The following is a 24,065-nucleotide window of genomic DNA, read 5'->3' as shown; positions in this document are numbered from 1 at the left end:
TAAGCTGTTACGCATTAAAAAGTCATATTGTAGGGTGCGTCAGATTTAGATATTTTCCTTTCTATATCAGGCTTTACCGTCTGACGCACCCTACTCGTTAATAAGTGATTTAAATGCGTAACAGCTTAGCTTTTGTAGTTGTGCGATCGTCTGCCGCCAAATTCATCGCTTTTCCAGAAACAACAACAATCGCCATTAAATTTTGTTAAGATTGTGTCGATCCGTTCGGTCGCGTAGCGTGCCTGATGGCTATTGTCTTACTGATCTAGCGGCGAAAAACCCCTTGTTTTAACTTCCTGGAGACTTCCGAATGCTGCGACTCGAACATATTAGTAAAATTTACCCCACAGGCGAAGTTTTGAAAGATGTCAACTGGGAAGTCAAGCCAGGGGATAGAATCGGTTTAGTTGGTGTTAATGGTGCGGGTAAATCTACCCAACTCAAGATTATCACTGGAGAAATTGAACCGACATCTGGCGAAATTATTCGTCCTGCAAGTTTACATATCGGATATCTTACCCAAGAATTTGAAGTAGACCCTAGCCGCACAGTTAAAGAAGAATTTTGGCGTGCTTTTGGGGAAGCAAATGATGTGCATGAAGCGTTGTCGGAAGTGCATCGACAAATGGAAACTGCTACCCCAGAAGAGTTAGATAAACTTATTCATCAAATGGATAAGTTTCAAAGAAAATTTGAAGCTTTAAATGGTTATGTTTTAGATGCACAAATTGATAAGATTTTGCCGGAATTGGGTTTTGAATCGGGGGATGGCGATCGCTTAGTCAGTGCTTTTAGTGGTGGTTGGCAAATGCGAATGAGTTTGGGTAAAATACTCTTGCAAAAACCCGATGTTCTGCTGTTAGACGAACCGACAAACCATTTAGATTTAGAAACAATTGAATGGTTAGAAAATTACCTTAAAAGTTTAACAACTCCAATGGTTATTGTATCACATGACCGGGAGTTTTTAGACCGTCTTTGTACGCAAATTGTGGAAACCGAACGCGGAGTTTCTACTACTTATTTAGGCAACTATTCCAATTATTTGCTACAGAAAGCTGAAAACCAAGAAGCGCAATTATCAGCTTACGAACGTCAGCAAAAAGAATTAGAGAAACAGCAAGCATTTGTCGATCGCTTCCGCGCCAGCGCCACTCGCAGCACCCAAGCAAAAAGCCGGGAAAAACAATTAGAAAAGATTGAAAGAATCGAAGCACCCACAGGATCTTTAAGAACATTGCATTTTCGTTTTCCGCCAGCACCTCGGAGCGGTCGAGAAGTAGTAATTATTAAAGATATGGTGCATACTTATGATGAGAAGATTCTGTTTTTAGGAGCAGAATTGTTGATTGAAAGAGGCGATCGCATAGCATTTTTAGGCCCAAATGGTGCCGGAAAATCTACATTACTGCGTCTAATTACAGGTTTAGAAACACCCACCGAAGGAACAGTACAACTAGGCGCACATAACGTCATTCCCGGTTACTTTGAACAAAATCAAGCCGAAGCATTAGACTTAACAAAAACCGTCATGGATACAATTCATGATGAAGTACCCGAATGGAAAAACGAAGAAGTTCGCACTTTATTAGGTCGGTTTTTATTCAGTGGCGACACAGTATTAAAACAAGTCGGTGCATTAAGTGGGGGAGAAAAGGCGCGACTTGCTTTAGCCAAAATGTTATTACGTCCAGCTAATTTACTAATATTAGATGAACCGACGAACCATTTAGATATTCCAGCGAAAGAAATGTTGGAAGAAGCATTGCAAAACTATGATGGAACGGCGATTATCGTTTCGCACGATCGCTATTTCATCTCTCAAGTCGCTAACAAAATCGTCGAAATTCGTGATGGAGAATTCCGCGTTTATCTAGGAGATTATCACTACTACTTAGATAAAATTGCCGAAGAAAAAGAACAAGCGAGATTAGCCAAAATTGAGGCAGAGAAAGCAGCTAAAAAAGCAGAAAAAGCGGCTAAAGAAGCAGCGAAAAAAGCAGCAGCAAAACGCAAATAAACTTTCAGGAAACTGGTGAAATTGAAGTTAAAGCGCGAAGTAAAATCTCTTCTTTATTCACCAGATTTTCCAATTCTGCTGTTTGGTATTTTTGAACCTATCCAGATGCAGAAGCAGAGTCAGGAAAGTAAATTATGGTAGAAATAATTCCAGCGCAGACAATAGAGTTGCATGATTTAATCGAAAAGTTTGGTCTGCAACGTATTGAGGATGAGCAATTTTTTCGGGAATGGCAAGAGAATTTGCCGGAACTTACGGATGTGGAAAAGCAAGCTTTAGATGAGGTAAAGCGGGATTATTTCCACTTAGCTGAGTATCCGATGTTGGAACCTATTGTTAAAATGGTCGTGCTTTCTCCGTTATTGAAATTAGCGGGTTTTTATCGTCCTCCATTTTACCTTTCAGCGGAAAAGGAAGTAAGAATTGCTTTTGAAGATGAGGGAGTTACGATAACTGGAAGGTTGGATATTTTGGTTTTTACGCCTGAGTTTTGGGTAATGGTAGTTGAATCAAAAAGAGCAAAGTTATCTTTAGAAAATGGCATACCTCAAGCATTAGCTTATATGTTGGGTAATCCTCATCCTGAAAAACCCGCCTTTGGTTTTGTGACGAATGGCAGTGAGTTTAGGTTTTTGAAATTGACTAGAGAAGATAGACCAAAATATGCCACTTCTTATTTGTTTTCCCTCGATAGAGGTGATGATATCTATACAGTTTTGCAGGTGTTAAAACGTCTTGGTCAATTATTTAGTTAACCCCATTATGATTGGGCGATTGAAATCGCTGCTACACAAACAAAGTCCGCCTACGCGGACTAAAGAATAACGGGGGTATTTAAGGCGGATTTGGTATGATTTCCGGGCGGGTTTGGTTTAGTGAGTTGATTTATTGTTCGTCTTTATTCTTTTGCTTTTTCACCGATATCGGTAATACGCTATTGTCACAGCCAATGCAAGTGCTAAAGCCCGATAATCATGCCAAATTGTGAGGACATTGGCGGTGATACTCAGTACAGTTAAGAATTCTTGGAAATGTTTGCCTTTCATAGCGTTCTAGGACTCCTGGTTCTTCAACTGAATCCAGTTTCTAACTTTCCAAGAATCTCAACCAGAGGAGATTCAGGAGATAGGCAGGAACTTTAGTTGATTTAGCAAAAATTCTGGAAAACTCGCGCCTAAGTACTTCTCAGCTTTTGGAAACGATACATTTTACGATCGCATCCCTACCCTAAAATCCAAAAACAGCTATTATCTTCCTTAAGATCGGTGTAACTTCGGCAACCAGGGTCTTAGGTAGATAAGCGATGATTCAGCAAAGACGAAATCGGGGACGGATACTTAGCGATCGCGGTTGGGATAAACTGCAAGATACACTACGAGAAAAATTTGGCGGTCAGTATACGATCGAACAGTTAACAGAATTAACCGATCCGCTGATTAATCCCAAGTCAATTAAGGCATTAAGTACAGACACCGTTTCTAAGATATTGCGGCGAGAAGAAAAGGTTGATAAAACATCAATTGAAGCTTTGTTTACAGCATTGGAGTTAAAACTAGAAAAAGACGATATTACTGTTAATGTTCAGGTATCGTCACCGAAGCTAGATCCGAATTTTGTGGGGCGGGAAGGTGCGATCGCAGATCTCAAAAACCTAATCCAACAAGGTGCAAAAGCGATCGTCATTCACGGAAAAGGCGGTATCGGCAAAACAACACTGGCGTGGCAATTTCTCCACACGCAGGGATTCGATAAAATACTCGATCTGCGGATGGCAAAGGAAACTCAAAATATTACCTCAGCCGAAAGTGTAATTGAAGAATGGTTGCGGCGATATTTTGATGAAGAACCAGGGCGAGAATTTGGCGTTACCCTGGATAGATTGAGGCAGAAGTTGCGAAATCCCAACCAAAGAATAGGCATATTAATTGATAACCTGGAACCAGCACTAGATGAAAAAGGTAAGTGCATCGAAGCGCACCGAAAATATGTGGAATTATTCACTGCTTTAGCAGATCCAGCAGTGCAATCTGTTACCCTAATTACCAGCCGCGAATGCTTACGCGAAGCAGCGGTAAAAGTTGAGTATTATCGCTTGGAAGGTTTGGATATCGCTGCATGGGAAAAGTTTTTTAACAGCCGCAATATTCAGATAGATACAGAAGTGCTGAATGCAATGCACCAAGCTTACGGGGGAAATGCCAAAGCTATGCAAATTTTCCCTGGTGCGATTAAGGAGTATAACAATAGTTTAGCGGCTTATTGGCAAGCTAATAAAGATGATTTGTTGATTGAGAGAGAATTAGAAGGGTTGGTTGTTAGTCAGTTCGATCGCTTGCAAAAACTAGATTTATCTGCTTATAAACTTCTCTGCCGTTTGGGATGTTATCGATATCAAGATGTTCCAAGAGTTGCAATTGAAGGTTTGTTTTGTTTGCTTTGGGATGTGCCAGATAATCAACGGCGGGTAATTAAATCGTTGCAAGATAGGTCTTTAGTAGAATTTTGTAATCAAGAATATTCGCTACATTGGCTGCATCCAGTGATTCGGGCAGAAGCGATAAAGAGGCTGAGGGAAAGTGAAGATTGGGAGACTGCGAATCAGAAAGCGGCTGAGTATTGGACGGGAAGTGTTAAGGCTGTTGAAACTGTGGAAGATGCCTTAAGAGCTTTAGAAGCTTATTATCATTATAAAGACATCAATGATTTGGAATCAGCCATTAGGGTAGTTATTGAACCCAGAAAAAACCAATGGATAACAGAAGGAGAAGGAGAATACCTTGGTCAATCCCTTTATAGGCTAGGTCTTTTAAAACCTATTTCTGATGTAACAAATGAGTTATTAAAAAGAAAGCCTAAAAGTGGCTATGATTTAGGCAGACTTTACTATATAAGAGGGGCATTAAACCTGTTAACAGGAAACCTAAAAGATGCTTTATTAGACTTTGAACAATCCAAAGATATAGCAAAAAATATAGCAGATGTTGTTAAGGCCAATAGATTAGAGTTAGATGCTTTAATGACAATTGGCTTCTGCAAGAGATATTCATGGGATATAGAGGAATCCTTAAAAATCTTCCATGAATTTGCAAAAATCTCTAAAGAAGCAAATGAAGCAGATCCTGTGTGTGCCTGGTGTTTGTTAGCATTCTTATATGCTACATTAAATAACACAAAAGACTTAGAAATTGCTCATAAGTTTGCTGAAAAAGCTTACCATCAAATCGATACAGTGAACTATCTAAGTCTAAGTATATTCAGAAAAGGTTCTTCTCTGGTTTACTTGGCTTGGGCTTATAGATATTTAAATATGATTGACAAGTCATTATCAATTTATAATAAAGCTATTGAGTTTGGAACAGAAACAAATTGTACTCAGATCCAAGCTAAAGCTAAAATTGGAAAAGGAGAACTTTATCGAGAACAGGGAGATTTTACAACAGCACTTTCCCATCATACAGAATCAATAGAACTCCTAGAAAAAATAGGCGCTAAATGCGACTTAGCCGAAGCTTACTATCAATTTGCCTTAACTTATCAAAAAATGGGAGACACCGAAAAAAGTCAGCCAAATTTTCAACAAGCAATTCAACTCTTCACCGAAATGGAAGCACCCAAGCAAGTTGAGAAAGTGCAACGGGCGATGGAAAATGGAGAAAATCATTAACCAGATGCAATATGAACTACATTTTATCTAAACACGCTCAAACAGAAATAGAAAGACGAGGAATTCCTATTTCTTTAGTTGAATCTGTTTTAGCCAACCCTCAACAAATTGTTTCGGAAAAAGAAGGGCGCAAAGCTTATCAATCACAAGTTGACTTTGGCGGTGGTAGAAGATTTTTACTCCGCGTTATAGTAGCAGATGATGTACAACCAATGGTTGTAATAACAGTTTATCGAACCAGCCGAATAGAGAAATATTGGAGACAATCATGAAAATTACTTACGATCCTGAAGTAGATGTTATGAGAATCATCTTTAACAATTCCCCAATTGAAGAAAGTGATGAAGAAAAACCAGGATTTATTGTTGATTACGATCAAGATGGAAATGTTGTGGGATTAGAAATATTAGATGCTTCTAAACGAATGGATAACCCTCGTTCTGTTGAGTATTCTATTCCAAAATGAACCCTAAAAAGGTTAACTGGAAACAGATTTAATGGCTACGCTTACAGCCCACCTGCGATTCAAATCGCAGGCTAATAGCGAAAGTCCGTTCAAACGGACTGATATCATGTCCTTTTGATTACCCATAATGTAGAGACGTTATATATAACGTCTCTACAGGGTGTTGGAAAAAGGATATTATGATCGCTCAACCGGACATGATATGAAATATTTTTCTTAAGTCCATTAAAATGGACTTAAGCTATTAGCCCGGAAATTGATTTCCGGGCGGGCTGAAAAATCAAACCATTATGATTAATTCCCCAAACTTCTCGGAAGCACAAGCATAGTAATTCCCTGTCTACCAACAACCTGCACAAAATCATCAGGAAAAACAATAACATCACAATTAGAATGATAAAATCGAGCAGGCCAATAACTACCCAAACACTTAACTCTTCCAGGCAGATTTTGAGTAATAGTCTTTTCCACCGTACCCATTACCGCTTCCGAAAACACCTCAACATTTTCCGGCACAAATAAATTTACCACTGATTACCTCCCTCCGAACATTTGGGGTAACAGAATCTAATTTGCACCATCAAACCAACCTTAACCAGAGGAGTTCCCGAAGTTAAGCAATAAGATAAGCTGTAGTAAAATCAACTTGGCAAATTCAGCACCAACAAGCATTCCAGACACCAGCAAATCTATGACAACAAAATTAATCTCCCAGCTTAACTTCCTTAACTTCGGGATAACATCCTTATCTTCCTACCCTTGGTCTAAAATTAAACCAACCCCCAAATCTCCCAATCAGTGAAAACCGACTCCCTCTTCTACCGCCTCTTCCAAACCTTCCCCAGTATCTTCTTTGAACTAATCAACCGTCCCCCAGAAGAAGCAAACAACTATCAATTCTCATCCGTCGAAATCAAACAAACCGCCTTTCGCATTGACGGCGTATTTCTCCCCGCAACAGGCGAAGAAAACCCAATTTACTTTCTCGAAGTTCAGTTTCAACCCGATCAAAAATTCTATTCTCGATTTTTCACCGAAATCTTCCTCTACCTGAATCAAACCGAACTAACAAACAATTGGCGCGGAGTAATCATCTATCCCAGTCAAAGTATAGATACAGGAGAAACAGAACGGTATATCGAGTTACTCAATTCAGGAAGAGTCAGACGCATTTATCTAAATGAATTAGACTCAACAACAGAACAATCTATTGGCATTGAGACAATCAAATTAGTAATTGAAAATGAGTCAAGTACAGAAACAAAAGCCAGAGAATTAATCAACCAAATCAGATCAGAAATAACTGATGAAGCTACCCAAAGAGAACTACTTCAGTTAATCGAGACTATCATAGTTTATAAGCTACCTAGTAAAAGTCGTCAGGAGATAGAGGCAATGTTTGGATTGAGTGAATTAAAGCAAACAAGAGTCTATCAAGAAGCTTTCCAAGAAGGTGAAATAACCGGAAAATTAGCAGCAGTTCGCCCAATGTTAGCATTAGGAGCCAGTGTCGAGCAAATAGCAGAAGCTTTGGGTTTAGATGTCGAGGAAGTCAGGAAGGCGGCGCAACCGGAATCTTCTAATTAAAACTACAAGTAAAAAGGAAGTTACTGTGTTTTTCAAATGGCGATATGTCATAAGCATATCGCACCCTTTCCATTACAATTAAACCAACCCCCAAATCTCCCAATTCGTGAAAACTGACTCCCTCTTCTACCGCCTCTTCCAAACCTTCCCCAGCATCTTCTTTGAACTAATCAACCGTCCCCCAGAAGAAGCAAACAACTATCAATTCTCATCAGTTGAAATCAAACAAACCGCCTTTCGCATTGACGGCGTATTTCTCCCCGCAACAGGCGAAGAAAACCCAATTTACTTTCTCGAAGTTCAGTTTCAACCCGACTCAGAATTCTACTCTCGCTTTTTCGCCGAAATCTTTTTATACTTACGTCAAAACAAACCCGAAAACGACTGGCGTGCAGTAGTTTTATATCCCAATCAAAGCACAGACACCGGAGATATCAAACATTACCGCGAGTTTTTCACCAGTCAACGAGTCAGACGCATCTATCTAAATCAACTGGGAGAAATAGCAGAACAATCTATCGGTGTTGGAACTATTAAATTAGTCATTTCCCCAGAAGAAAACGCCGTAGAACAAGCAAGAAATCTGATAAATAAAGTGAGGTCAGAAATACCAGATGAACTAACCCAGACCCAAGTATTACAATTAATAGAGACTATCTTAGTCTATAAGTTACCAAACAAGAGTCAAAAGGAGATAGAAGCAATGTTTGGATTAAGTGAATTAAAGCAAACAAGAGTCTATCAAGACGCTTTTCGGGAAGGTGAGATAGCAACCAAAATAGCAACAGTACCCCGGTTGTTAGCAGTGGGATTAACTGTGGAACAAATAGCACAGGCGTTAGAGTTGGATGTGGAACAAGTAAAGAAGGCGGGGGAACAACAGTCTGCTAACTGAAACTATAAACGGAAAGTAAAAGTGCGATACGCCTACAGCTTATCGCACTAAACAAAAACTTACTGAAGTTGCTGCATTTTTTCGCGCAAAATCTCCGCTTGTTTCTCCGCTTCCGCCAAAGCATCCTTATCAGCTTGGACAACTTCAGGAGAAGCATTCGCCACAAAAGCTTGATTATTCAACCGTGCTGAAAGTGATTGAATATTCTTCTCAATTTTGCTCAACTTCTTCTCTATCTTGCTGCGTAAAGCTGCAATATCTACCACACCAGTTAGAGGAACAATTACTTGGATAGTACCGACAACGCCAGTAGTTGATTGTCCAACTTCCTCATTTAAACTAGGAGTAATAGTCAGTTTTTCCACCTTCGCCAAATCTTGAATGTATGTCTCACCTGATGTTAAAATTTGGCGTTCTTTTTCATTCTCACTTTGCAAAATTGCCGTTACTTTAGTTGATGGTTTAATATCAGCATCGGCGCGTAAATTGCGAATCGTGCGAATCGTGTTAATCAACAAATCAAAATCTGCTTCCAACTCAGAATTAATCAGATTTGCATCAGCTTTGGGAAACGCTTGTAACGCCAAAGATGCTGATTCTTCAGCTTGAGTCAGACTGTGCCAAATTTCCTCAGTAATGTGAGGCATGAAGGGATGAATTAATTTTAAAGTCCCTTCCAAAACAAAAGCAAGAGTTTGTTGAGCAACCTTTTTAGAAGTTGCATCAGCATCTTTTTGTAGACGAGATTTGACTAATTCAATGTACCAATCGCAGAACTCGCCCCAGAAGAAATCATAGAGTGTTTTTGCTGCTTCACCTAATCCGTAATTATCGATATATTGAGTAGTTTGCTGCACAACCTGATTGTATCGGGAGAGAATCCAACTGTCAGATAATTCGAGGGACTGGGGACTGGGGACTGGGGACTGGGGACTGGGTTCTAATCCCTCTAAATTCATCATGACAAATCGAGAGGCATTCCACAATTTGTTGGTGAAATTGCGGGAAGCTTCTACTGCGGAAGACTCGCCTTTTTTGCGATTGTAATCTAAGCGAATATCTTGACCTGCGCCAGCGACTTGACGCACCAAAGTATAGCGTACTGCATCAGTTCCATACTTATCAATCAAATCCAAAGGATCGATACCATTTCCTTTAGTCTTAGACATTTTCTCGCCATTTTCGTCTAAGACTAAACCGTGAATATAGACATCACGGAAAGGCATTTTGCCAGTAAAATAAGCTGCCATCAAAGTCATTCTGGCAACCCAGAAAAAGATGATGTCAAACCCTGTAACTAGAGTACCAGTCGGATAATAAAATTCTAAATCTTCTGTTTTTTCAGGCCAACCCAAAGTAGAAAAAGGCCATAAACCGGAAGAAAACCAAGTATCCAAAACATCTGGATCTTGTTCTATTTTGACATTTTCGCCAAACTTAGCTTTTGCTTTTTCCCAAGCTTCTGCTTCCGTGTATGCAACAACAAAAGGCGTGTTATCTGTAATTTCGCCATTCGTTTCACTGATAGCATACCAAGCGGGAATTTGATGTCCCCACCATAATTGACGAGAGATACACCAATCCTTTAATTTTACCAACCAATCGCGATAGACTTTCGTCCAACGATGGGGAACAAAATTAGGGGAATTTTGCTCATCTAAGAATTTTAAAGTTGTTTCTCCGAGAGATTGAATTTTGACAAACCATTGAGTTGAGAGGAGAGGTTCGATCGGGGCTTTTCCGCGATCGCTAAATGGTACACTATGCTTATACTCATCAATCTTCACCAAAAACCCATCTTCCTCCAACCGTTTAACCACATTTTCCCGTGCCTTAAAACGGTCTTGACCTTGGAACGGCCCCGCATTTTCATTTAGCGAACCGTCCTTATTCATAATATTAATAAACGGCAGATTGTGACGCTGACCCATTTCAAAATCATTCGGGTCATGGGCCGGAGTCACCTTAACACAACCAGTACCAAAAGTAGCATCAACCAACTCATCAGAAATAATCGGAATTTCCCGATTCATAATTGGCAAAGTCAGAGTTTTGCCAATCAAATGTTGATAGCGTTCATCCGACGGATTAACCGCGACAGCAGTATCGCCCAACATAGTTTCCGGTCGAGTTGTCGCAACTTCCAAATAACCCGAATTATCAGTAAGTGGATAACGGAAATGCCATAAATGACCATTTATTTCCTTATTTTCCACTTCCAAATCAGAAACCGCAGATTGAGAAACTGGGCACCAGTTAACTAAATAATTGCCACGATAAATCAAACCATCATCATAAAGGCGAACGAAAGCTTCAATAACCGCCTTCGTCAAACCCTCATCCATTGTGAAACGTTCCCGCGACCAATCAACCGAGATACCCAAACGGCGCATCTGATTAACTATTGCACCACCGGAATTATTTTTCCATTCCCAAGCGCGTTCGAGAAATGCTTGACGACCGAAATCAAAACGGGTTTTTTTCTCTTTTTTAAATTCCTTATCCAGCATGGTATGAACTGCGATGCTGGCGTGGTCAGTTCCGGGAACCCAAAGAGTATTGTAACCTTGCATTCGATGGTAACGGACGAGGATATCCATGAGAGTTTGTCCGAAGGCGTGCCCCATGTGGAGACTACCCGTAACGTTGGGTGGCGGAATGACCATGCTGTAGGATTTTCCGTCGTTTTTGGGGTCTGCTTTAAAGGTTTGGTTTTCTGACCAGAATGTTTGCCACTTAGATTCGGTGGAAAAGGGGTCGTATTGGGGGGGGAGGTTTAGTGTCATTGGTTAAGGGATTCGCTGTTTCTTGTAAAATTTTGCCATACCGAGAAGGAGGAAAGAGGAATGAACCGCGAAGACGCGAAGAGCGCGAAGGAAGAAGAAGGAAGAATGAGAGAGTTGAAAGAGGAGGTGGAGAGGTTAGCTTATCAGGTGATTGGGGCGGCGATTGAGGTACATCGGGTGTTGGGGCCAGGATTTTTGGAGTCGGTGTATCAGCACGCTTTAGCTACAGAATTTCAAGCGCGTAATATACCTCATGAACCTAAGAAAAGTGTAGCAATCAATTACAAAGGTCATCGAGTTGGAGAGAGCGAATTAGATTTTCTGGTTGGTAATATTTTAGTTGTGGAATTAAAAGCAGTAGAGAAATTAGCACCTATCCATGATGCCCAAGTCATCTCCTACCTAAAAGTAACCAAATGCCCCCTTGCCCTACTAATCAACTTTAACGTCCCCATCCTCAAAGAAGGTATAAAACGCATTATCCACAACCCTTAATTCCTCTTCTTCTTCTTCCTTCGTGTCCTAATTCGCGATAGCGAATTAGGACACGAAGAAAGAAGAAGATAATGGAGGTAACTAACCTGTATTTCATCCATTAGACTTTTGTTTATTTCAGTCAACTCTGTTTATCATTGCATAAGTGATAACTTTATCTATATAATCTCAAAAATCTAAAGCTATGGGACTTTTTGACCAAATACTCAACGCAGTTAACGATCCTAACTTGCAAGCTAATGCAGGTCAACTCGCTAACATTTTTAATAGCGTCCAGCAGGTACAAAACAACCAAGGTACTGATAATTCTACAATGCAATCTGCTTTGTCGGGTGTTGGTAGTTTGGTGCGTTCTTCTTTACAGCAAAAGCGTGCGGAAGGTGGTAATCAATTAGTGGAAAGTATCATCAATCAATTTGCTGGAACTTCTCCTAATCCTTCTGCTGTTAATGCTTTGTTTGGTTCTCAGTGGGAATCTGTTGCAGATGTAGTTTCTCAAAGAACGGGGATCGATCGCAATACCATCCTCCAAATGCTTCCCATGTTAGTACCTCTAGTACTCAATTTCCTCCAAGCTGGTAACAATACCCAAAATCCTCAAGGTGAAAATCCTGTGGTTAATAATTTCCTCGATGCTGATGGTGATGGCGATGTCGATATTGCTGACGCAATGCAAATGGCAGGTCGCTATTTCACTCAATAATATACTGATGTTGCTAGATCCCCCTAAATCCCCCTTACCAAGGGGGACTTTGAATTTGTTTCCCCCCCTTTGTCAGCAGGAGGACTTTGAATTTGTTTCCCCCCTTTGTAAGGGGGGCTAGGGGGGATCGAAGCGATAATATTTGTAACTAGCGACTTGAGTTTATCTTATTAATATTGCTGATTTTCAATCTAAAATCGGCAATCTAAAATCCAAAAGTGTTAACTTTCTGTTGCTCGATCGATTCTACCTATTTCTGCCTCAGTTAATCTCACTTCTAACGCACGAACTGAATCTTCAACACTCCCAACTTTACTCGCTCCTGGAATTGGTACAATGCAAGGCGATTTAGATCTTAACCACGCCAACACAATACAATATACAGATACTTCTTTTTCTTTTGCTAGTTTGGCGATCGCTTCTACATCTCCTAAACTACCAACTCTTCGACTTCCACCCAAGGGGCTCCAAGGTAAAAATGTTAAACTCTCTCTCTCACAATATTTCAACACTCCATCAATTTCTGGTAAGCGATACCAAGGGTTAAATTGATTCTGCACCGAAACAATTTCTACTATCTCACGCGCCCGTTTAATCTGTTCAACTGAAAAGTTAGAAACGCCAACAAATTTAATTAATCCTTCGTTTACAGCTTCTTTGGCTACTGTCAACGATTCTTTAATACTATACTCTGGATCTGGTGAATGATATTGCCATAGATCGATCGCTTTTCCCCCACCCAACGCCGCAAAACTTTCTCTAATTGTCTTTCTTAAATGCTCGGGATTTCCATTCCTTGTCCATGCACCATTCGGTCGCATCAATCCGCCTTTAGTAGCAACAATCACATTACTCACATCACCAGCATACTCGCTTAATGCTTTAGCAATTAGTTTCTCGTTGTGATGTTTATCTGTTTCATCTTTACAATAGGAATCAGCTGTATCGATGAATGTAATTCCTAAGTCAAGGGCACGATGTATCACTTCAATTGATTGTGATTCAGGCGGTCTGCTGCTTAATGACATTGGCATTCCACCTAGACCGATCGCACTTACACTAATATTAGTCTTTCCCAGGCGTTTTGTTTCCATTACTAGAACCTTGGCTGCACCTTAAAATTATAGGTTACTCTAATCTCCTCTTGATTAAAGTATTTCTGAAATCATCTCTTCTGACGAGTCTAACTCAATATTCTGGATTTCTTGTAAAGTTTGCCACCCCGCTTGCCACATTGTCCGATCTTTCAAAGCTTTAGCATTGATCCAAAACCGCACATTTGGATCGCAAGAAGCAACCATCTCAGCAAATACCCATTCCCCTTGATTCTTGCGATTTACTACTTGAAAATGCCGCCAACCCCAAGTTTTTTGTAAAGCTGTCCATTTGGAACCAACTAAATGGGGAAATTTCTGCTTCTTCGCCATCTTTAAATCTCTAATCTGTCTTCCGATAGTGTATGTTTCTTCATCCTAATTCTAGGCTGAAAAAAGTATGTTAAACCGACAAAAATTATGACTGGCGAAGCACCTAAACAACCTGGATACAAAAAAAATCTTGATGCGCCTCCCGAAATTGATGATGAAAATGTAGTAGACCCCAGAGACTTAGTTCGCACTGGTAACATTCCCGACAATCCCAAGGAATTACTTTCTAATCCCGGTTTTGCCCCGCAAATGATTAATGAAGGCGACAATTTACGGGGAGATTTACGCGAAGATGAATAAGGAATTTCCCTTATTGTAGGACAGGCATCTTGCCTGTCCTACAAAATTACAAAAATAGCTTGATGCCTGCTGAGGTTTTCTGAGAATAAAAAACTCAACAGGCATCAATTAAAACTTGCTTCAGTTTAGAATAAACCGAGAGTCAGAGATTTGTCGATCGGGAAAATTGCCCCAATACCTAGCCACAAAGTTACCAAAGTACCAAATAAAAATACTGCGGTTGCTAATGGACGACGGAAGGGATTTTGGAATTTATTGACGCTTTCAATAAAAGGCACCAAAATCAAACCAGCGGGTACTGCACTCATCAGCAATACACCCAGCAACTTGTTAGGTACTGTCCGCAAAATTTGGAATACAGGCCACAAATACCACTCTGGCAGAATTTCCAAAGGTGTGGCAAACGGATCGGCAGGTTCGCCCACCATTGCGGGGTCGAGAACCGCTAAACCGATACACAATGCGATCGTACCCATAATTACGATCGGGAAAGTGTACAACAAGTCATTAGGCCAAGCTGGTTCACCGTAATAATTGTGACCCATGCCTTTAGCCAGTTTTGCCCGTAATACAGGATCGCTAAGATCCGGTTTCTTAAGTACTGACATCTTTAAAAGTGCGCTCCTCTGTCGAGAAATGAAAAAACAGCAGTTAACTTCTGATATTACAAGGGGCCAGAAATACCTTGCTTGCGAATCATCAAGAAGTGTAACAACATAAATACCGCAATTAACCAGGGCAGTACAAAGGTATGAGCACTGTAATAACGAGTTAGCGTAGCTTGACCAACACTGGAACCACCACGTAACAAGTCAGCAATCAATGTGCCAACCACTGGAATCGCTTCGGGAACACCACTAACGATTTTTACCGCCCAGTAACCAATTTGATCCCAAGGCAAGGAATAACCAGTTACACCAAAGGAAACGGTGATTACAGCCAAAACTACACCAGTCACCCAAGTTAATTCACGAGGCTTTTTGAAACCACCAGTCAAATAAACTCGGAAAATGTGCAGAATCATCATCAGCACCATCATGCTGGCAGACCAACGATGGATGGAACGAATCAACCAACCAAAGTTAACATCGGTCATGATGTACTGTACCGAGGAAAATGCTTCGGTAACAGTTGGCTTGTAATAAAAGGTCATGGCAAATCCAGTGGCAAACTGGATTAAAAAGCAAACTAAGGTAATCCCACCCAAGCAATAAAAAATATTTACGTGGGGAGGTACATACTTGCTGGTTATATCTTCCTCAAGTGCTTGGATTTCCAACCGTTCTTGGAACCAGTTATATACTGACGAGTCCTTTAACTGCTTAGTAAACATGAAGCAAGAGTTCCTAATCTCATGTATTGCTGATGTCGCGTTTCCCAATCTCCTGCTTTGAGGATGGGTTGAATTTAAAGCCAACCTTCGTCTGCTTTAGGGAGAAAAATTTTTGCCCCTCAGAACTGTAACCTAAATACAGCCTGTGTTTAATTTTAGGCAGGTTGTTAGCCAGTTGAGCGTTTTATTTTCGATCCTTTTTAGAAAAGGATGAGCTTTGCTACGCTCTCACTTCTATTAAAAAAAGTAACATAGTCGGACATTGCTTTTCATAATTTCCCCAGCGGATTTGGACAGGGGGGCGGGGAGGTGGGGAGGTGGGGAGATGGGGAGCAAGAAAACTCTTACGGGCGGGTTTTGCTGTTAATTCTTCTGCTGTGACTCCAGACTTATCTGCTAGACCCGCCCCTACAAACTCAGAACTCTCTCAGTCCCCAGTCCCCAGTCCCTAGTACCTAACGTCTTCTACCGCCACGACTGCGGGTACCGAAGCCGGAGGTGCTGCGACTGCGCCCACCGCTGCCGAAACTGGAGGTGCCAGAACTAGGTCTAGATCTACCTGATTGTCTCAGGGTGCTGGAACCGAAACCGGAACCTGTGGCTCTTTGTCCGGGGGTGGTGCGGTTGGGGCGATTAAATCCAGGGCGATTTGCAGCTGGATTATTTCTCAACGTCCCTGTGGTACGAAGATAAGCCGGACGATTTCTGACTGCTGCTGGTGGTTCGTTGTACCGTTGTTGGTAGCGTGTGGTGGCTTGGCTGTAGGTGCTGCCATATCCGCCGTAACCAGTCATTACAGACATTCCGGGTTGATAAACTGGCGGTACGTAGTATCTGGGTGCAAACAGCATATTGCCGACTAAGTTACCTGCAACTGCACCTGCGAAGGGAGCCCAGAAACCACCGCTTTGTTGACGAACAATTACGGTTTGTGGTTGTCCGGTTTGGGGGTCGGTGCGGGTTTCGGTGACTGCGTGGATATACTCAATTTTGAAGTCTTCGGGAATACGCAAACTTGTTTGACCTTTGTCATCTACCTTAAGGTAAGCTTTTTTTCCGGCTGAGACTTCTTCTGGTGAGAGTTGCGCCATTTGTAAGTCTGAGGTGCGGAAGTTGGCGGGTGTTCCCGGTGGCGTGTTGAGTAACATCAGGCTGTATTCCCCGTTGGCATCGTTGTATCTTGCTTGTTGTACGGGGTATTCTCCGGCAGTGATTTTGCTGGAAACTGTTCTCGTAGGGGCGCTTTGATTTCCTCCTGATCTGGTGGAAACTGTGTCACCTCCACAAGCGACGGTTGTCCAACACAAGAGTAATGAGAGAAAGAGGACTGTAAGTTTACGTAGTGTCGATCGAGGGAAATTCATGTTTTTTCAGGAACTTTGGATTGATGGGTAAAAAGATCTTCCGACTTTCAAATATATAACTATAGGGGGATGAGTTCTGGATAATATTCTAATATTTGATCGTCGGTTAATTCATCACCTAATTTAGCTGGAGACCAATGAACTTGGATGGCTCTGAGACTTCTTTGATAATGTAAATTAATCAGAGCTTTTAAACCTGCTTTGAGAGCATTAATATCGGCAAGGTCTGTTTCTAATTCCGGGACTTCGCCTTCAAATGCTACTGTAATCATAACAATTAAGTTACGAGTAACTGGGATGGAGAATGGTTCGGTTTCTCCGATATCTTTACTCTCATAAGATTCACTTTTGTAACGTTGGGCTGAGTCGGTAAATAAATAATTTATTTCGTCGCCTGCTTCGCCTTCGTCCCAAAATACGTTGCCTTCGTTGGCTGCCGATCGCCAATATAAATCATTTTGTAATAGATTGATGCAAATTTGTTCCAATCCTTCGCCTAAAACATCAATTTCACCTTCGGCATCAATTGCTTCTCTAGCAGCTTGATTTAGTACTCCGATTAATGGGGCAACTTCATCCCCTGCTAAGTGAATAAAAATCCGACAAACAACAAAGCGGGTGCGCCCTGTCATTTTGTTCATGCGATCGCGCCAACTACTCATCACTTAACCTCACAATTCTAGTGTCTTTACGGTTATTTTAAATTATTTTCTCTGCCATTATTCATGATTGACTATGAGGAAAGTTTTTCACAAAGTCGGATATTATACTACTTTCTGGTAAAGTGTATTGCGCCGATTTAATCGTAGTAATATCATCAGGATCGAAAGAGCTAGATGATTTTACCCAATGTTTGCCAAAGTTAGGATGATTATATACTGGCAAAGTTTGATCGCTTGAATTACATACAACTGTCTGGGTAGGAGCTTGAAAAAATCTCAGCCTTTTGGGAATATTTAAGGTAGGTTTCATTAATTTGATCTGAAAAGTCTGGCTGAGTCTTTCCGTTAAGAAATCGCTAACATTTTGGATTCTTATTTGTTCTTTTGCTAGACTAATTGTAGAGTTATTGACTTGCAACATTTGCAAAAATCTGACGATATTCCTCTGGGTTTCTTCACTATCGGCAAAGGGCAATATAGCAGCGAAGGCAGCACAGAATAATTGATTATCGGTTTCCATTGCAAAGGTTAGCATGGTGCGACGCTGACCAACTTTAATAGTTGGTGGTTGGGATAAAGGTGGGTATTTTTGAGCGATTTTATAATAAGCGGTAGCTAAGATTATGTGAGATTCATGGTCTAAGGGCGCATCGATGATAATTTGAATTTTGGGTAAGGTTTGATGAAAAAACTTTCTGACTTCTTCGGGATTGAGACGACGAATTTGAGTGCGATCGCCATCGGGACTCAAATCTAACCACTCGCAAATTATCCCCTCAGTTTTTAACCCAAATCGCGATACAGAATGCAGTTTTGCTCCCGTTAAATTGGCTCCTGACAAATTAGCATCAGTCCAATCAGCGTGCATTAATCTTGCTTCTCTTAAATCAGCATGAACCAAACTAGCATTATGTAAGTTAGCATTACTTAAATCTGCTCCAGCTAAGTTAGCACCGCTTAATTTTGCATCACTTAAATCAGCCCAACGCAAATTTGCTCCGCGCAAATCTACCCAGCGTAAATTTGTGCCGCTTAAATTCGCTCCACTCAGATTACAAAAACTTAAATTTGCTTGCCTAAATTCTGCATTGGTAGCATTAGCTGTACTTAAATCGGCTCTACTTAAATCTGTACCTTGGAGATTTGCGGCTTCTAAATTAGCGGCAATTAAAGAAGATCCTCTCAAGTCAGCAGAACTCAAATTAGCCCGACTCAGGTTAGATTGTCTCAGTCTTGCTTCTCGAAGATTAGCATTGCTGAGGTTAGCGCCTGTGAGATTCGCTCCACTAAATTCAGCCCGAATTAACTCGGCTCTAATTAAAGCAGCTTCTATTAATTCTGCATTACTTAAATTTGCCAAAATTAGATTGCTAACGTTGAGAATAGCGTGACTCAAGTTAGCTTCAGATAAGTTTGCACCACTAAGTCTAGCGACATTCAACTTAGCATAGCTGAGGTCTGTTTTACTTAAATTTGCCCGACTGAGATTGGCTACGCTTAAGTTGGCTTTACTCAAATTCGCACTACTTAAGTTGACTCCGCTTAGTTGTGCTTCACTTAAATTGATTGCCGCAAAGTTACGTTCTCCATTGGCATAACTGATGAGTAATTCTTCTATTTCCATCCGGCTTCCTTGCCATCAATCAGGGGACAATTAAATCAACTAAATCAATGGAGTTATCTGCTCCTCACTCTTATTTTAATTCTGGATTACGGAAAATAGAAAACTCAATTATGAATTTAGAGATAAGAATTTTTCAGGAAGTCAAAGATCAAATTTATCGGTGGCAGAGCTAGTTTTGTATCGGGGATTCTATTTTGTAAGTTTTCCCAAATATTGTTAACCACAAAGCGTTTTCCAAAGTTAAAGTCTTGATAAACATTTAAGGCTTGTTCGCTAGAGTTCGTCAGTGTAATTTGGGTAGGCGCTTTAAAGAAGTCAAGTTTACTGATATTTTTACTTAAGTATTTTCCTGGTTTGATTTTTTTAATATTTTTCAGGGTTTGATTGATGTGGTTAGTAATTTTTTCTAATTCCATTTTCTCGGATTCTAGTAACAAATATTCTTCGGATTCTTCTTGAACTATTTGCAAAATTGAGAGGATATTTTCTTGAACTTTTTTACCATTATCAAAAGGAGATGCGGCTAAATAAGCATTAATGAATAGTTGTGCATCGCTATCAATTCTTAAGTTTAATGTGGTTCTTCTCTCCCCAACTTCAATACTAGCTGGACGAATAAAACTAGGATATTCTTGAGAGATCTGATAGTAAGTAGCGGCTAAAGCAAAGTTAGCTTCCTGATCTAAAGAAGCATCAATGATAATCCGAATTGTTGGGGATGTTTGATGAAAAAATCTTCTGGCTTCTTCGGCGCTTAAGCGATAGATTTGCGATCGATCGCCATCTGGACTCAAATCCACCCACTCACAATTTATCCCTTCCGTTTTCAAACCAAACCTTGACACAGCATAGAGTTTAGCTCCTGTCAAATTTGCTCCAGTTAAATCTGCACCAATCCAATCTACCTGAATTAAGTTAGCTTGAGATAAATCTGTATGCACCAAACTAGTATTCATTAAATTAGCATTACTTAAATCTGCACCACTTAAATTCGCGCCGCTTAGTTTGGCTTCACTGAGATTTGCCCAACGTAAATTTACGCCACTTAAATCCGCCCATCTTAAATTAGCTCCCCGCAAATCTGCCCCTGTCAAGTTCGCCATTCCTAAATTTGCTTGTCTCAGTTCTGCACCACGCAAATCTGTACCGCTTAAATCGGCTCGGCTTAATTCTGCGCCATGTAAATTTGCTTGTTGTAAATTAGCTCCAGTTAAACTAGTACCTCGCAAATTTGCTTCGCTTAAATTTGCGCCTCTCAAATTAGCTAATCTCAGCCTAGCTTCTCCTAAATCTGCTCCAGTGAGATTGGCTTCACTCAAATTAGCCGAACTTAATTCCGCCCGAATTAATTCAGTGCGAATCATTGCGGCTTGAAATAAGTCAGCTTCCCGCAAATCAGCCCTAGCTAAATTAGCTACATTCAGAATTGCCGCAGATAAATTTGCTTGGGTAAGATTTGCGCCGCTGAGTCTGGCTACGTTCAGTTTTGCTTGATTCAAATTAACTTGGCTGAGGTTGGCTCCACTAAGATTCGATATGCTTAGGTTCGCTTGGCTCAAATTTGCTCCACTTAAGTTGACTCCACTAAGGTTCGCTTCTGTTAAGTTAACCCCAGTGAAATCTCGGACTCCTTGGGAATACTTATTTAAAAATTCTTCTACTTCCATAAGATTACCTTAGAAACACCCAAATTTAAGAGATAAAAGTTCTTTTGTTCGTCAATTAATGCCTGAAATAGCAAATTATGAATGAATCTTGGCATTTTAGGCAGATAATCAGATCTAGGATTGATGTGTTATGGGATTTTGCATAGAGTTGGGATTGGGAGTAATCATTTACTATACCTACAGATTGTCGGTGTCCTGCTATTCTTAACTAAAAGAATTTATATTGGGTGAATGTTTACTAGCAAAGTTTATCCCAGTATCTACCAAAAATTTTTCCCCCTACTGACTAACCTGTGATATCTTGGGTATCGCTGTCATCGGTTGCTGATGCTACTAAGGAAAGTAGTTGATTTTGCTAGCTGCTGGGAGTGGCGTACTGAGTCGATCTTTACCGATCGCCACTGCAATTGTTATCCTAACAGGTGATTATTGTACAGTCATCTCAATAAGTAATTGTATTTTTCAGTATACAAACATGAATATTGGAATTATCGGATTAGGTTTAATTGGTGGTTCTTTGGCGTTAGATTTGCGATCGCTTGGTTATCAAGTTTTAGGTGTTAGTCGGCGCGAACAAACTTGCCAAACAGCGATCGAACGGGGGATTGTCGATGCTGCTAGCGTGAATCTTTCCCTGTTAGCCGCAGCAGATGTAGTATTTATTTGCACGCCTTTAGATTTAATTATTCCCACAATTGAACAATTAATTCCTCATCTTTCACCGTCAACAATTGTAACGGATGTGGGTTCAGTTAAATCTCCAATTGTCACCGATGCTGTGAAAATTTGGCCGAATTTTATTGGCGGACATCCAATGGCGGGAACTGCCGAAAGTGGAATAGATGCGGCACAATCTAATTTGTTTGTGGGCAAACCTTATGTATTAACTCCGGTAGAAAATACTACTCCTGAAACAGTAAAAATAGTCGGGGAAATTGTCCGATCGCTGCAAGCAAAATTTTATCTTTGTCGTCCCGAAGAACATGATAAAGCTGTAGCTTGGATTTCCCATTTACCAGTAATTATCAGTGCTAGTTTAATTAGTGCTTGCTTGAGTGAAAGTGATTTGAATGTGTTGCAGTTAGCGCAAAATTTAGCTAGTTCAGGATTTCGCGATACTAGTCGGGTAGGTGGGGGAAATCCAGAATTAGGAGTGTTGATGTCAACTTATAATCAAGAACAGTTGTTGCGATCGCTTTTTTCTTATCGTCAAACTCTCGATCGATTAATTACTCAGATTCAACAAGGAGATTGGGCTGCTTTGGCAGATACACTACAAAGAACCCAGCAAGCTAGACCAGAATTCTTGGCATCTAAGGATCTTTAAGTAAAATAGATGGTTGACGGAAAAGCCTAGTAGTTCGGTCGAGAAAGTGTCAACCAATTGACATACAAGTGTAATCAAATTGTCACACAAGATATCTAAAATCAAAAACGTAAGCAAAAGAAAATCTACTACTAAAGATAAGACTTATGCCAATACTGCTCGGTTAAGAGTAGGGGCGAAGCATTCGGGCGACAATTTATGACTCAAACCCTAGATTTTCTGTCCGAATGCTTCGCCCCTACAAAGGCAAAAAATGCTTAACCGAGAAGTATTGAGACTTATGCAGGGTCTCCGGATCGCTACTCACCACTTATGAGAGTAAGAACTATTGCCAACCAATAACAAAAAAACCGACCTAGAGTTGAAGTTTCAGGAGAATTAGCAAAAAATGGAACTAAAAGATACAAAACCTAACAATCAAGGATCTAAGAGATTTGCTATGCCCAAGGTATTTACTTATTTGTCATTGGTACTGTTAGGATCTGGAATCAGCTTAGCAGGTAGCAACTTATTATCACAAAGTAATTTGCCTTCCCAAGCTACTGATAAATCAGTGACCTCGAACATAGTAGCCCAATTACCATTTAACTCAGATAACAATTTTGTCACTAATGTAGTGCAGAAAGTTGGGCCAGCGGTAGTGAGAATTGATGCTTCCAGAACCGTAAGCACTAGAATGCCAAGAGGTCTTCAAGAAGATCCGTTTTTCGGGGAATATTACGGTCGCCGAATGCCAGAATACCCACGATCGCGGGAAGTTAGCGAAACAGGATCGGGGTTTATTTTCAACTCTGACGGTCATATTTTGACTAACGCGCACGTTGTTTCTAGTAGCGACACGGTAAAAGTTACCCTGAAAGATGGTCGAGTTTTGACAGGTAAGGTGTTGGGTAAAGACTCGGTAACTGACGTAGCAGTGATCAAAGTTGATGCTCAAAACTTGCCGACTGTAAGATTAGGGAATTCGGATAATTTAAAACCGGGAGAATGGGCGATCGCGATCGGCAACCCCCTTGGTTTAGATAACACCGTCACCACAGGCATTGTCAGCGCCACAGGTCGCAGCAGCAGTCAAGTCGGCGTTCCCGATCAACGAGTGAAATTTGTCCAAACAGACGCAGCGATTAACCCAGGTAATTCCGGTGGCCCACTATTAAACGCGGCTGGAGAAGTAATTGGCATCAATACAGCCATTATCCAAGGTGCTCAAGGAATCGGTTTTGCCATCCCAGTTAACACCGCCCAAAATATTGCTAACAAGTTGATCTCTCAAGGAAAAGTTCAACATCCTTACTTGGGAATTCAAATGGTAGACCTGACTGCTGAGATGAAGGAAAATATTAACAGCGATCCCGAACTCAATTTGCAAGTCAATCAAGACGAAGGCGTGTTAATTGTTCGAGTGGTGCCAAATTCTCCAGCTGACAAAGCCGGATTACGTTCTGGTGATGTTATCAGCAAAATCAACAATCAATCCGTGAAAGATTCTAGCTCTGTACAACAAGCTGTAGATGCTAGCAGTGTTGGTGCTCGGTTGCCAATGGAAGTGCTTCGCAGCGGTCAGAATGTTGATTTAGTTGTTCAGCCTGGTGCTTTGCCTAATACACAGCAACAACAGTAAGCTGTTACGCATTTAAAAGTCATATTGTAGGGTGCGTCAGATTTAGATATTTTCTTTTCTACATAGGCTTTACCGTCTGACGCACCCTACTCGTTAATAAGTGATTTAAATGCGTAACAGCTTA

General features: G+C 40.7%; 23 protein-coding genes. 12 read left to right on the top strand and 11 right to left on the bottom strand.

Translation table 11 applies throughout. The features are described 5' to 3' along the window. Window positions 1-310 precede the first annotated feature (310 nt). The gene (locus ACE1B6_RS00270) at window positions 311-2,020 is read left to right on the top strand and encodes an ABC-F family ATP-binding cassette domain-containing protein (protein ID WP_413255226.1); all 1,710 of its coding nucleotides are present in this window, start codon (window positions 311-313) and stop codon (window positions 2,018-2,020) included. A 134-nt stretch (window positions 2,021-2,154) separates the two neighbouring features. Continuing rightward, window positions 2,155-2,775, top strand: coding sequence for a type I restriction enzyme HsdR N-terminal domain-containing protein (locus ACE1B6_RS00265; RefSeq protein ID WP_413255225.1), 621 nt, complete (start codon window positions 2,155-2,157; stop codon window positions 2,773-2,775). Between the two features lie 159 nt (window positions 2,776-2,934). Here the strand turns inward: ACE1B6_RS00265 and ACE1B6_RS00260 are convergent, their stop codons facing one another. Continuing rightward, complete coding sequence (locus tag ACE1B6_RS00260) at window positions 2,935-3,066, bottom strand: hypothetical protein (protein WP_413255224.1); 132 nt, start codon at window positions 3,064-3,066, stop codon at window positions 2,935-2,937. 257 nt (window positions 3,067-3,323) lie between these two features. Between ACE1B6_RS00260 and ACE1B6_RS00255 the strand changes: the two genes are divergently transcribed. The 3 genes from ACE1B6_RS00255 to ACE1B6_RS00245 are packed head-to-tail and all read left to right on the top strand — an operon-like array spanning window position 3,324 to window position 6,150. Then, window positions 3,324-5,684 carry a tetratricopeptide repeat protein gene (locus ACE1B6_RS00255; protein WP_413255223.1) on the top strand — a complete coding sequence of 787 codons (2,361 nt, stop codon included), beginning with the start codon at window positions 3,324-3,326 and terminating at the stop codon, window positions 5,682-5,684. Between the two features lie 11 nt (window positions 5,685-5,695). Next, on the top strand, window positions 5,696-5,956 hold the full coding sequence (locus tag ACE1B6_RS00250; RefSeq protein WP_413255222.1) for a DUF4258 domain-containing protein: 261 nt from the start codon (window positions 5,696-5,698) through the stop codon (window positions 5,954-5,956). Then, window positions 5,953-6,150, top strand: a complete 198-nt coding sequence (locus tag ACE1B6_RS00245) for a DUF2283 domain-containing protein (RefSeq protein WP_073592320.1) — start codon at window positions 5,953-5,955, stop codon at window positions 6,148-6,150. Before ACE1B6_RS00250 ends, ACE1B6_RS00245 begins: the two co-directional genes overlap by 4 nt. 294 nt (window positions 6,151-6,444) lie before the next feature. Here the strand turns inward: ACE1B6_RS00245 and ACE1B6_RS00240 are convergent, their stop codons facing one another. After that, window positions 6,445-6,681 carry an NfeD family protein gene (locus ACE1B6_RS00240; protein WP_413255221.1) on the bottom strand — a complete coding sequence of 79 codons (237 nt, stop codon included), beginning with the start codon at window positions 6,679-6,681 and terminating at the stop codon, window positions 6,445-6,447. A 267-nt stretch (window positions 6,682-6,948) separates the two neighbouring features. Between ACE1B6_RS00240 and ACE1B6_RS00235 the strand changes: the two genes are divergently transcribed. Then, window positions 6,949-7,737, top strand: coding sequence for an Rpn family recombination-promoting nuclease/putative transposase (locus ACE1B6_RS00235; protein ID WP_413255220.1), 789 nt, complete (start codon window positions 6,949-6,951; stop codon window positions 7,735-7,737). Window positions 7,738-7,843: 106 nt separating this feature from the next. Next, the gene (locus ACE1B6_RS00230; RefSeq protein WP_413255219.1) at window positions 7,844-8,632 is read left to right on the top strand and encodes an Rpn family recombination-promoting nuclease/putative transposase; all 789 of its coding nucleotides are present in this window, start codon (window positions 7,844-7,846) and stop codon (window positions 8,630-8,632) included. 59 nt (window positions 8,633-8,691) lie between these two features. Here the strand turns inward: ACE1B6_RS00230 and ACE1B6_RS00225 are convergent, their stop codons facing one another. Continuing rightward, the gene (locus tag ACE1B6_RS00225) at window positions 8,692-11,418 is read right to left on the bottom strand and encodes a valine--tRNA ligase (RefSeq protein ID WP_413255218.1); all 2,727 of its coding nucleotides are present in this window, start codon (window positions 11,416-11,418) and stop codon (window positions 8,692-8,694) included. A 60-nt stretch (window positions 11,419-11,478) separates the two neighbouring features. Here ACE1B6_RS00225 and ACE1B6_RS00220 point away from each other — a divergent pair, with 60 nt between their 5' ends. Both ACE1B6_RS00220 and ACE1B6_RS00215 read left to right on the top strand, forming a co-directional pair. Further along, window positions 11,479-11,913: a GxxExxY protein gene (locus tag ACE1B6_RS00220; protein ID WP_413255217.1), complete on the top strand. Its 435-nt coding sequence runs from the start codon at window positions 11,479-11,481 to the stop codon at window positions 11,911-11,913. Between the two features lie 184 nt (window positions 11,914-12,097). Beyond that, entirely contained in the window at window positions 12,098-12,616 is a 519-nt protein-coding gene (locus ACE1B6_RS00215; RefSeq protein ID WP_413255216.1) for a DUF937 domain-containing protein, read from the top strand. Window positions 12,617-12,837: 221 nt separating this feature from the next. On the opposite strand, the gene ACE1B6_RS00210 is transcribed toward ACE1B6_RS00215, so the two are convergent. Beyond that, window positions 12,838-13,710, bottom strand: a complete 873-nt coding sequence (locus ACE1B6_RS00210; protein ID WP_413255215.1) for an aldo/keto reductase — start codon at window positions 13,708-13,710, stop codon at window positions 12,838-12,840. A gap of 54 nt (window positions 13,711-13,764) precedes the next feature. Continuing rightward, complete coding sequence (locus tag ACE1B6_RS00205) at window positions 13,765-14,043, bottom strand: TIGR02450 family Trp-rich protein (protein WP_413255214.1); 279 nt, start codon at window positions 14,041-14,043, stop codon at window positions 13,765-13,767. Between the two features lie 87 nt (window positions 14,044-14,130). On the opposite strand from ACE1B6_RS00205, the gene ACE1B6_RS00200 reads away from it, so the two are divergent. After that, the gene (locus tag ACE1B6_RS00200) at window positions 14,131-14,343 is read left to right on the top strand and encodes a hypothetical protein (RefSeq protein ID WP_413255213.1); all 213 of its coding nucleotides are present in this window, start codon (window positions 14,131-14,133) and stop codon (window positions 14,341-14,343) included. A gap of 125 nt (window positions 14,344-14,468) precedes the next feature. Here ACE1B6_RS00200 and petD read toward each other — a convergent pair whose 3' ends face one another. From petD to ACE1B6_RS00170, 6 genes are all read right to left on the bottom strand, one after another. Continuing rightward, window positions 14,469-14,951, bottom strand: a complete 483-nt coding sequence (gene petD / locus ACE1B6_RS00195; protein WP_413255212.1) for a cytochrome b6-f complex subunit IV — start codon at window positions 14,949-14,951, stop codon at window positions 14,469-14,471. A 56-nt stretch (window positions 14,952-15,007) separates the two neighbouring features. Beyond that, window positions 15,008-15,676: a cytochrome b6 gene (gene petB, locus ACE1B6_RS00190; protein ID WP_413255211.1), complete on the bottom strand. Its 669-nt coding sequence runs from the start codon at window positions 15,674-15,676 to the stop codon at window positions 15,008-15,010. Window positions 15,677-16,131: 455 nt separating this feature from the next. Next, on the bottom strand, window positions 16,132-17,040 hold the full coding sequence (locus ACE1B6_RS00185; RefSeq protein WP_413255210.1) for a hypothetical protein: 909 nt from the start codon (window positions 17,038-17,040) through the stop codon (window positions 16,132-16,134). A gap of 59 nt (window positions 17,041-17,099) precedes the next feature. Continuing rightward, the gene (locus ACE1B6_RS00180; RefSeq protein ID WP_413255209.1) at window positions 17,100-17,702 is read right to left on the bottom strand and encodes a DUF1517 domain-containing protein; all 603 of its coding nucleotides are present in this window, start codon (window positions 17,700-17,702) and stop codon (window positions 17,100-17,102) included. 61 nt (window positions 17,703-17,763) lie between these two features. Then, a complete protein-coding gene (locus ACE1B6_RS00175) occupies window positions 17,764-19,326 on the bottom strand; it encodes a pentapeptide repeat-containing protein (protein ID WP_413255208.1) in 1,563 nt (520 codons plus the stop codon). Window positions 19,327-19,442: 116 nt separating this feature from the next. Beyond that, window positions 19,443-20,993 (bottom strand): pentapeptide repeat-containing protein, encoded by a 1,551-nt coding sequence (locus ACE1B6_RS00170; protein ID WP_413255207.1) that lies wholly within the window; start codon window positions 20,991-20,993, stop codon window positions 19,443-19,445. Window positions 20,994-21,468: 475 nt separating this feature from the next. Here ACE1B6_RS00170 and ACE1B6_RS00165 point away from each other — a divergent pair, with 475 nt between their 5' ends. Together ACE1B6_RS00165 and ACE1B6_RS00160 are read left to right on the top strand one after the other, a co-directional pair. After that, window positions 21,469-22,320, top strand: a complete 852-nt coding sequence (locus ACE1B6_RS00165; protein WP_413255227.1) for a prephenate/arogenate dehydrogenase — start codon at window positions 21,469-21,471, stop codon at window positions 22,318-22,320. 388 nt (window positions 22,321-22,708) lie between these two features. Beyond that, window positions 22,709-23,941 carry an HhoA/HhoB/HtrA family serine endopeptidase gene (locus ACE1B6_RS00160; RefSeq protein WP_413255206.1) on the top strand — a complete coding sequence of 411 codons (1,233 nt, stop codon included), beginning with the start codon at window positions 22,709-22,711 and terminating at the stop codon, window positions 23,939-23,941. Window positions 23,942-24,065: the final 124 nt, after the last annotated feature.

The organism is Floridaenema fluviatile BLCC-F154, assembly GCF_041929135.1.
GTDB classification, from domain to species: domain Bacteria; phylum Cyanobacteriota; class Cyanobacteriia; order Cyanobacteriales; family Aerosakkonemataceae; genus Floridanema; species Floridanema fluviatile.
Note: the sequence above shows the minus strand (reverse complement) of the source record. Positions and strands in the feature narration are given on the sequence as shown.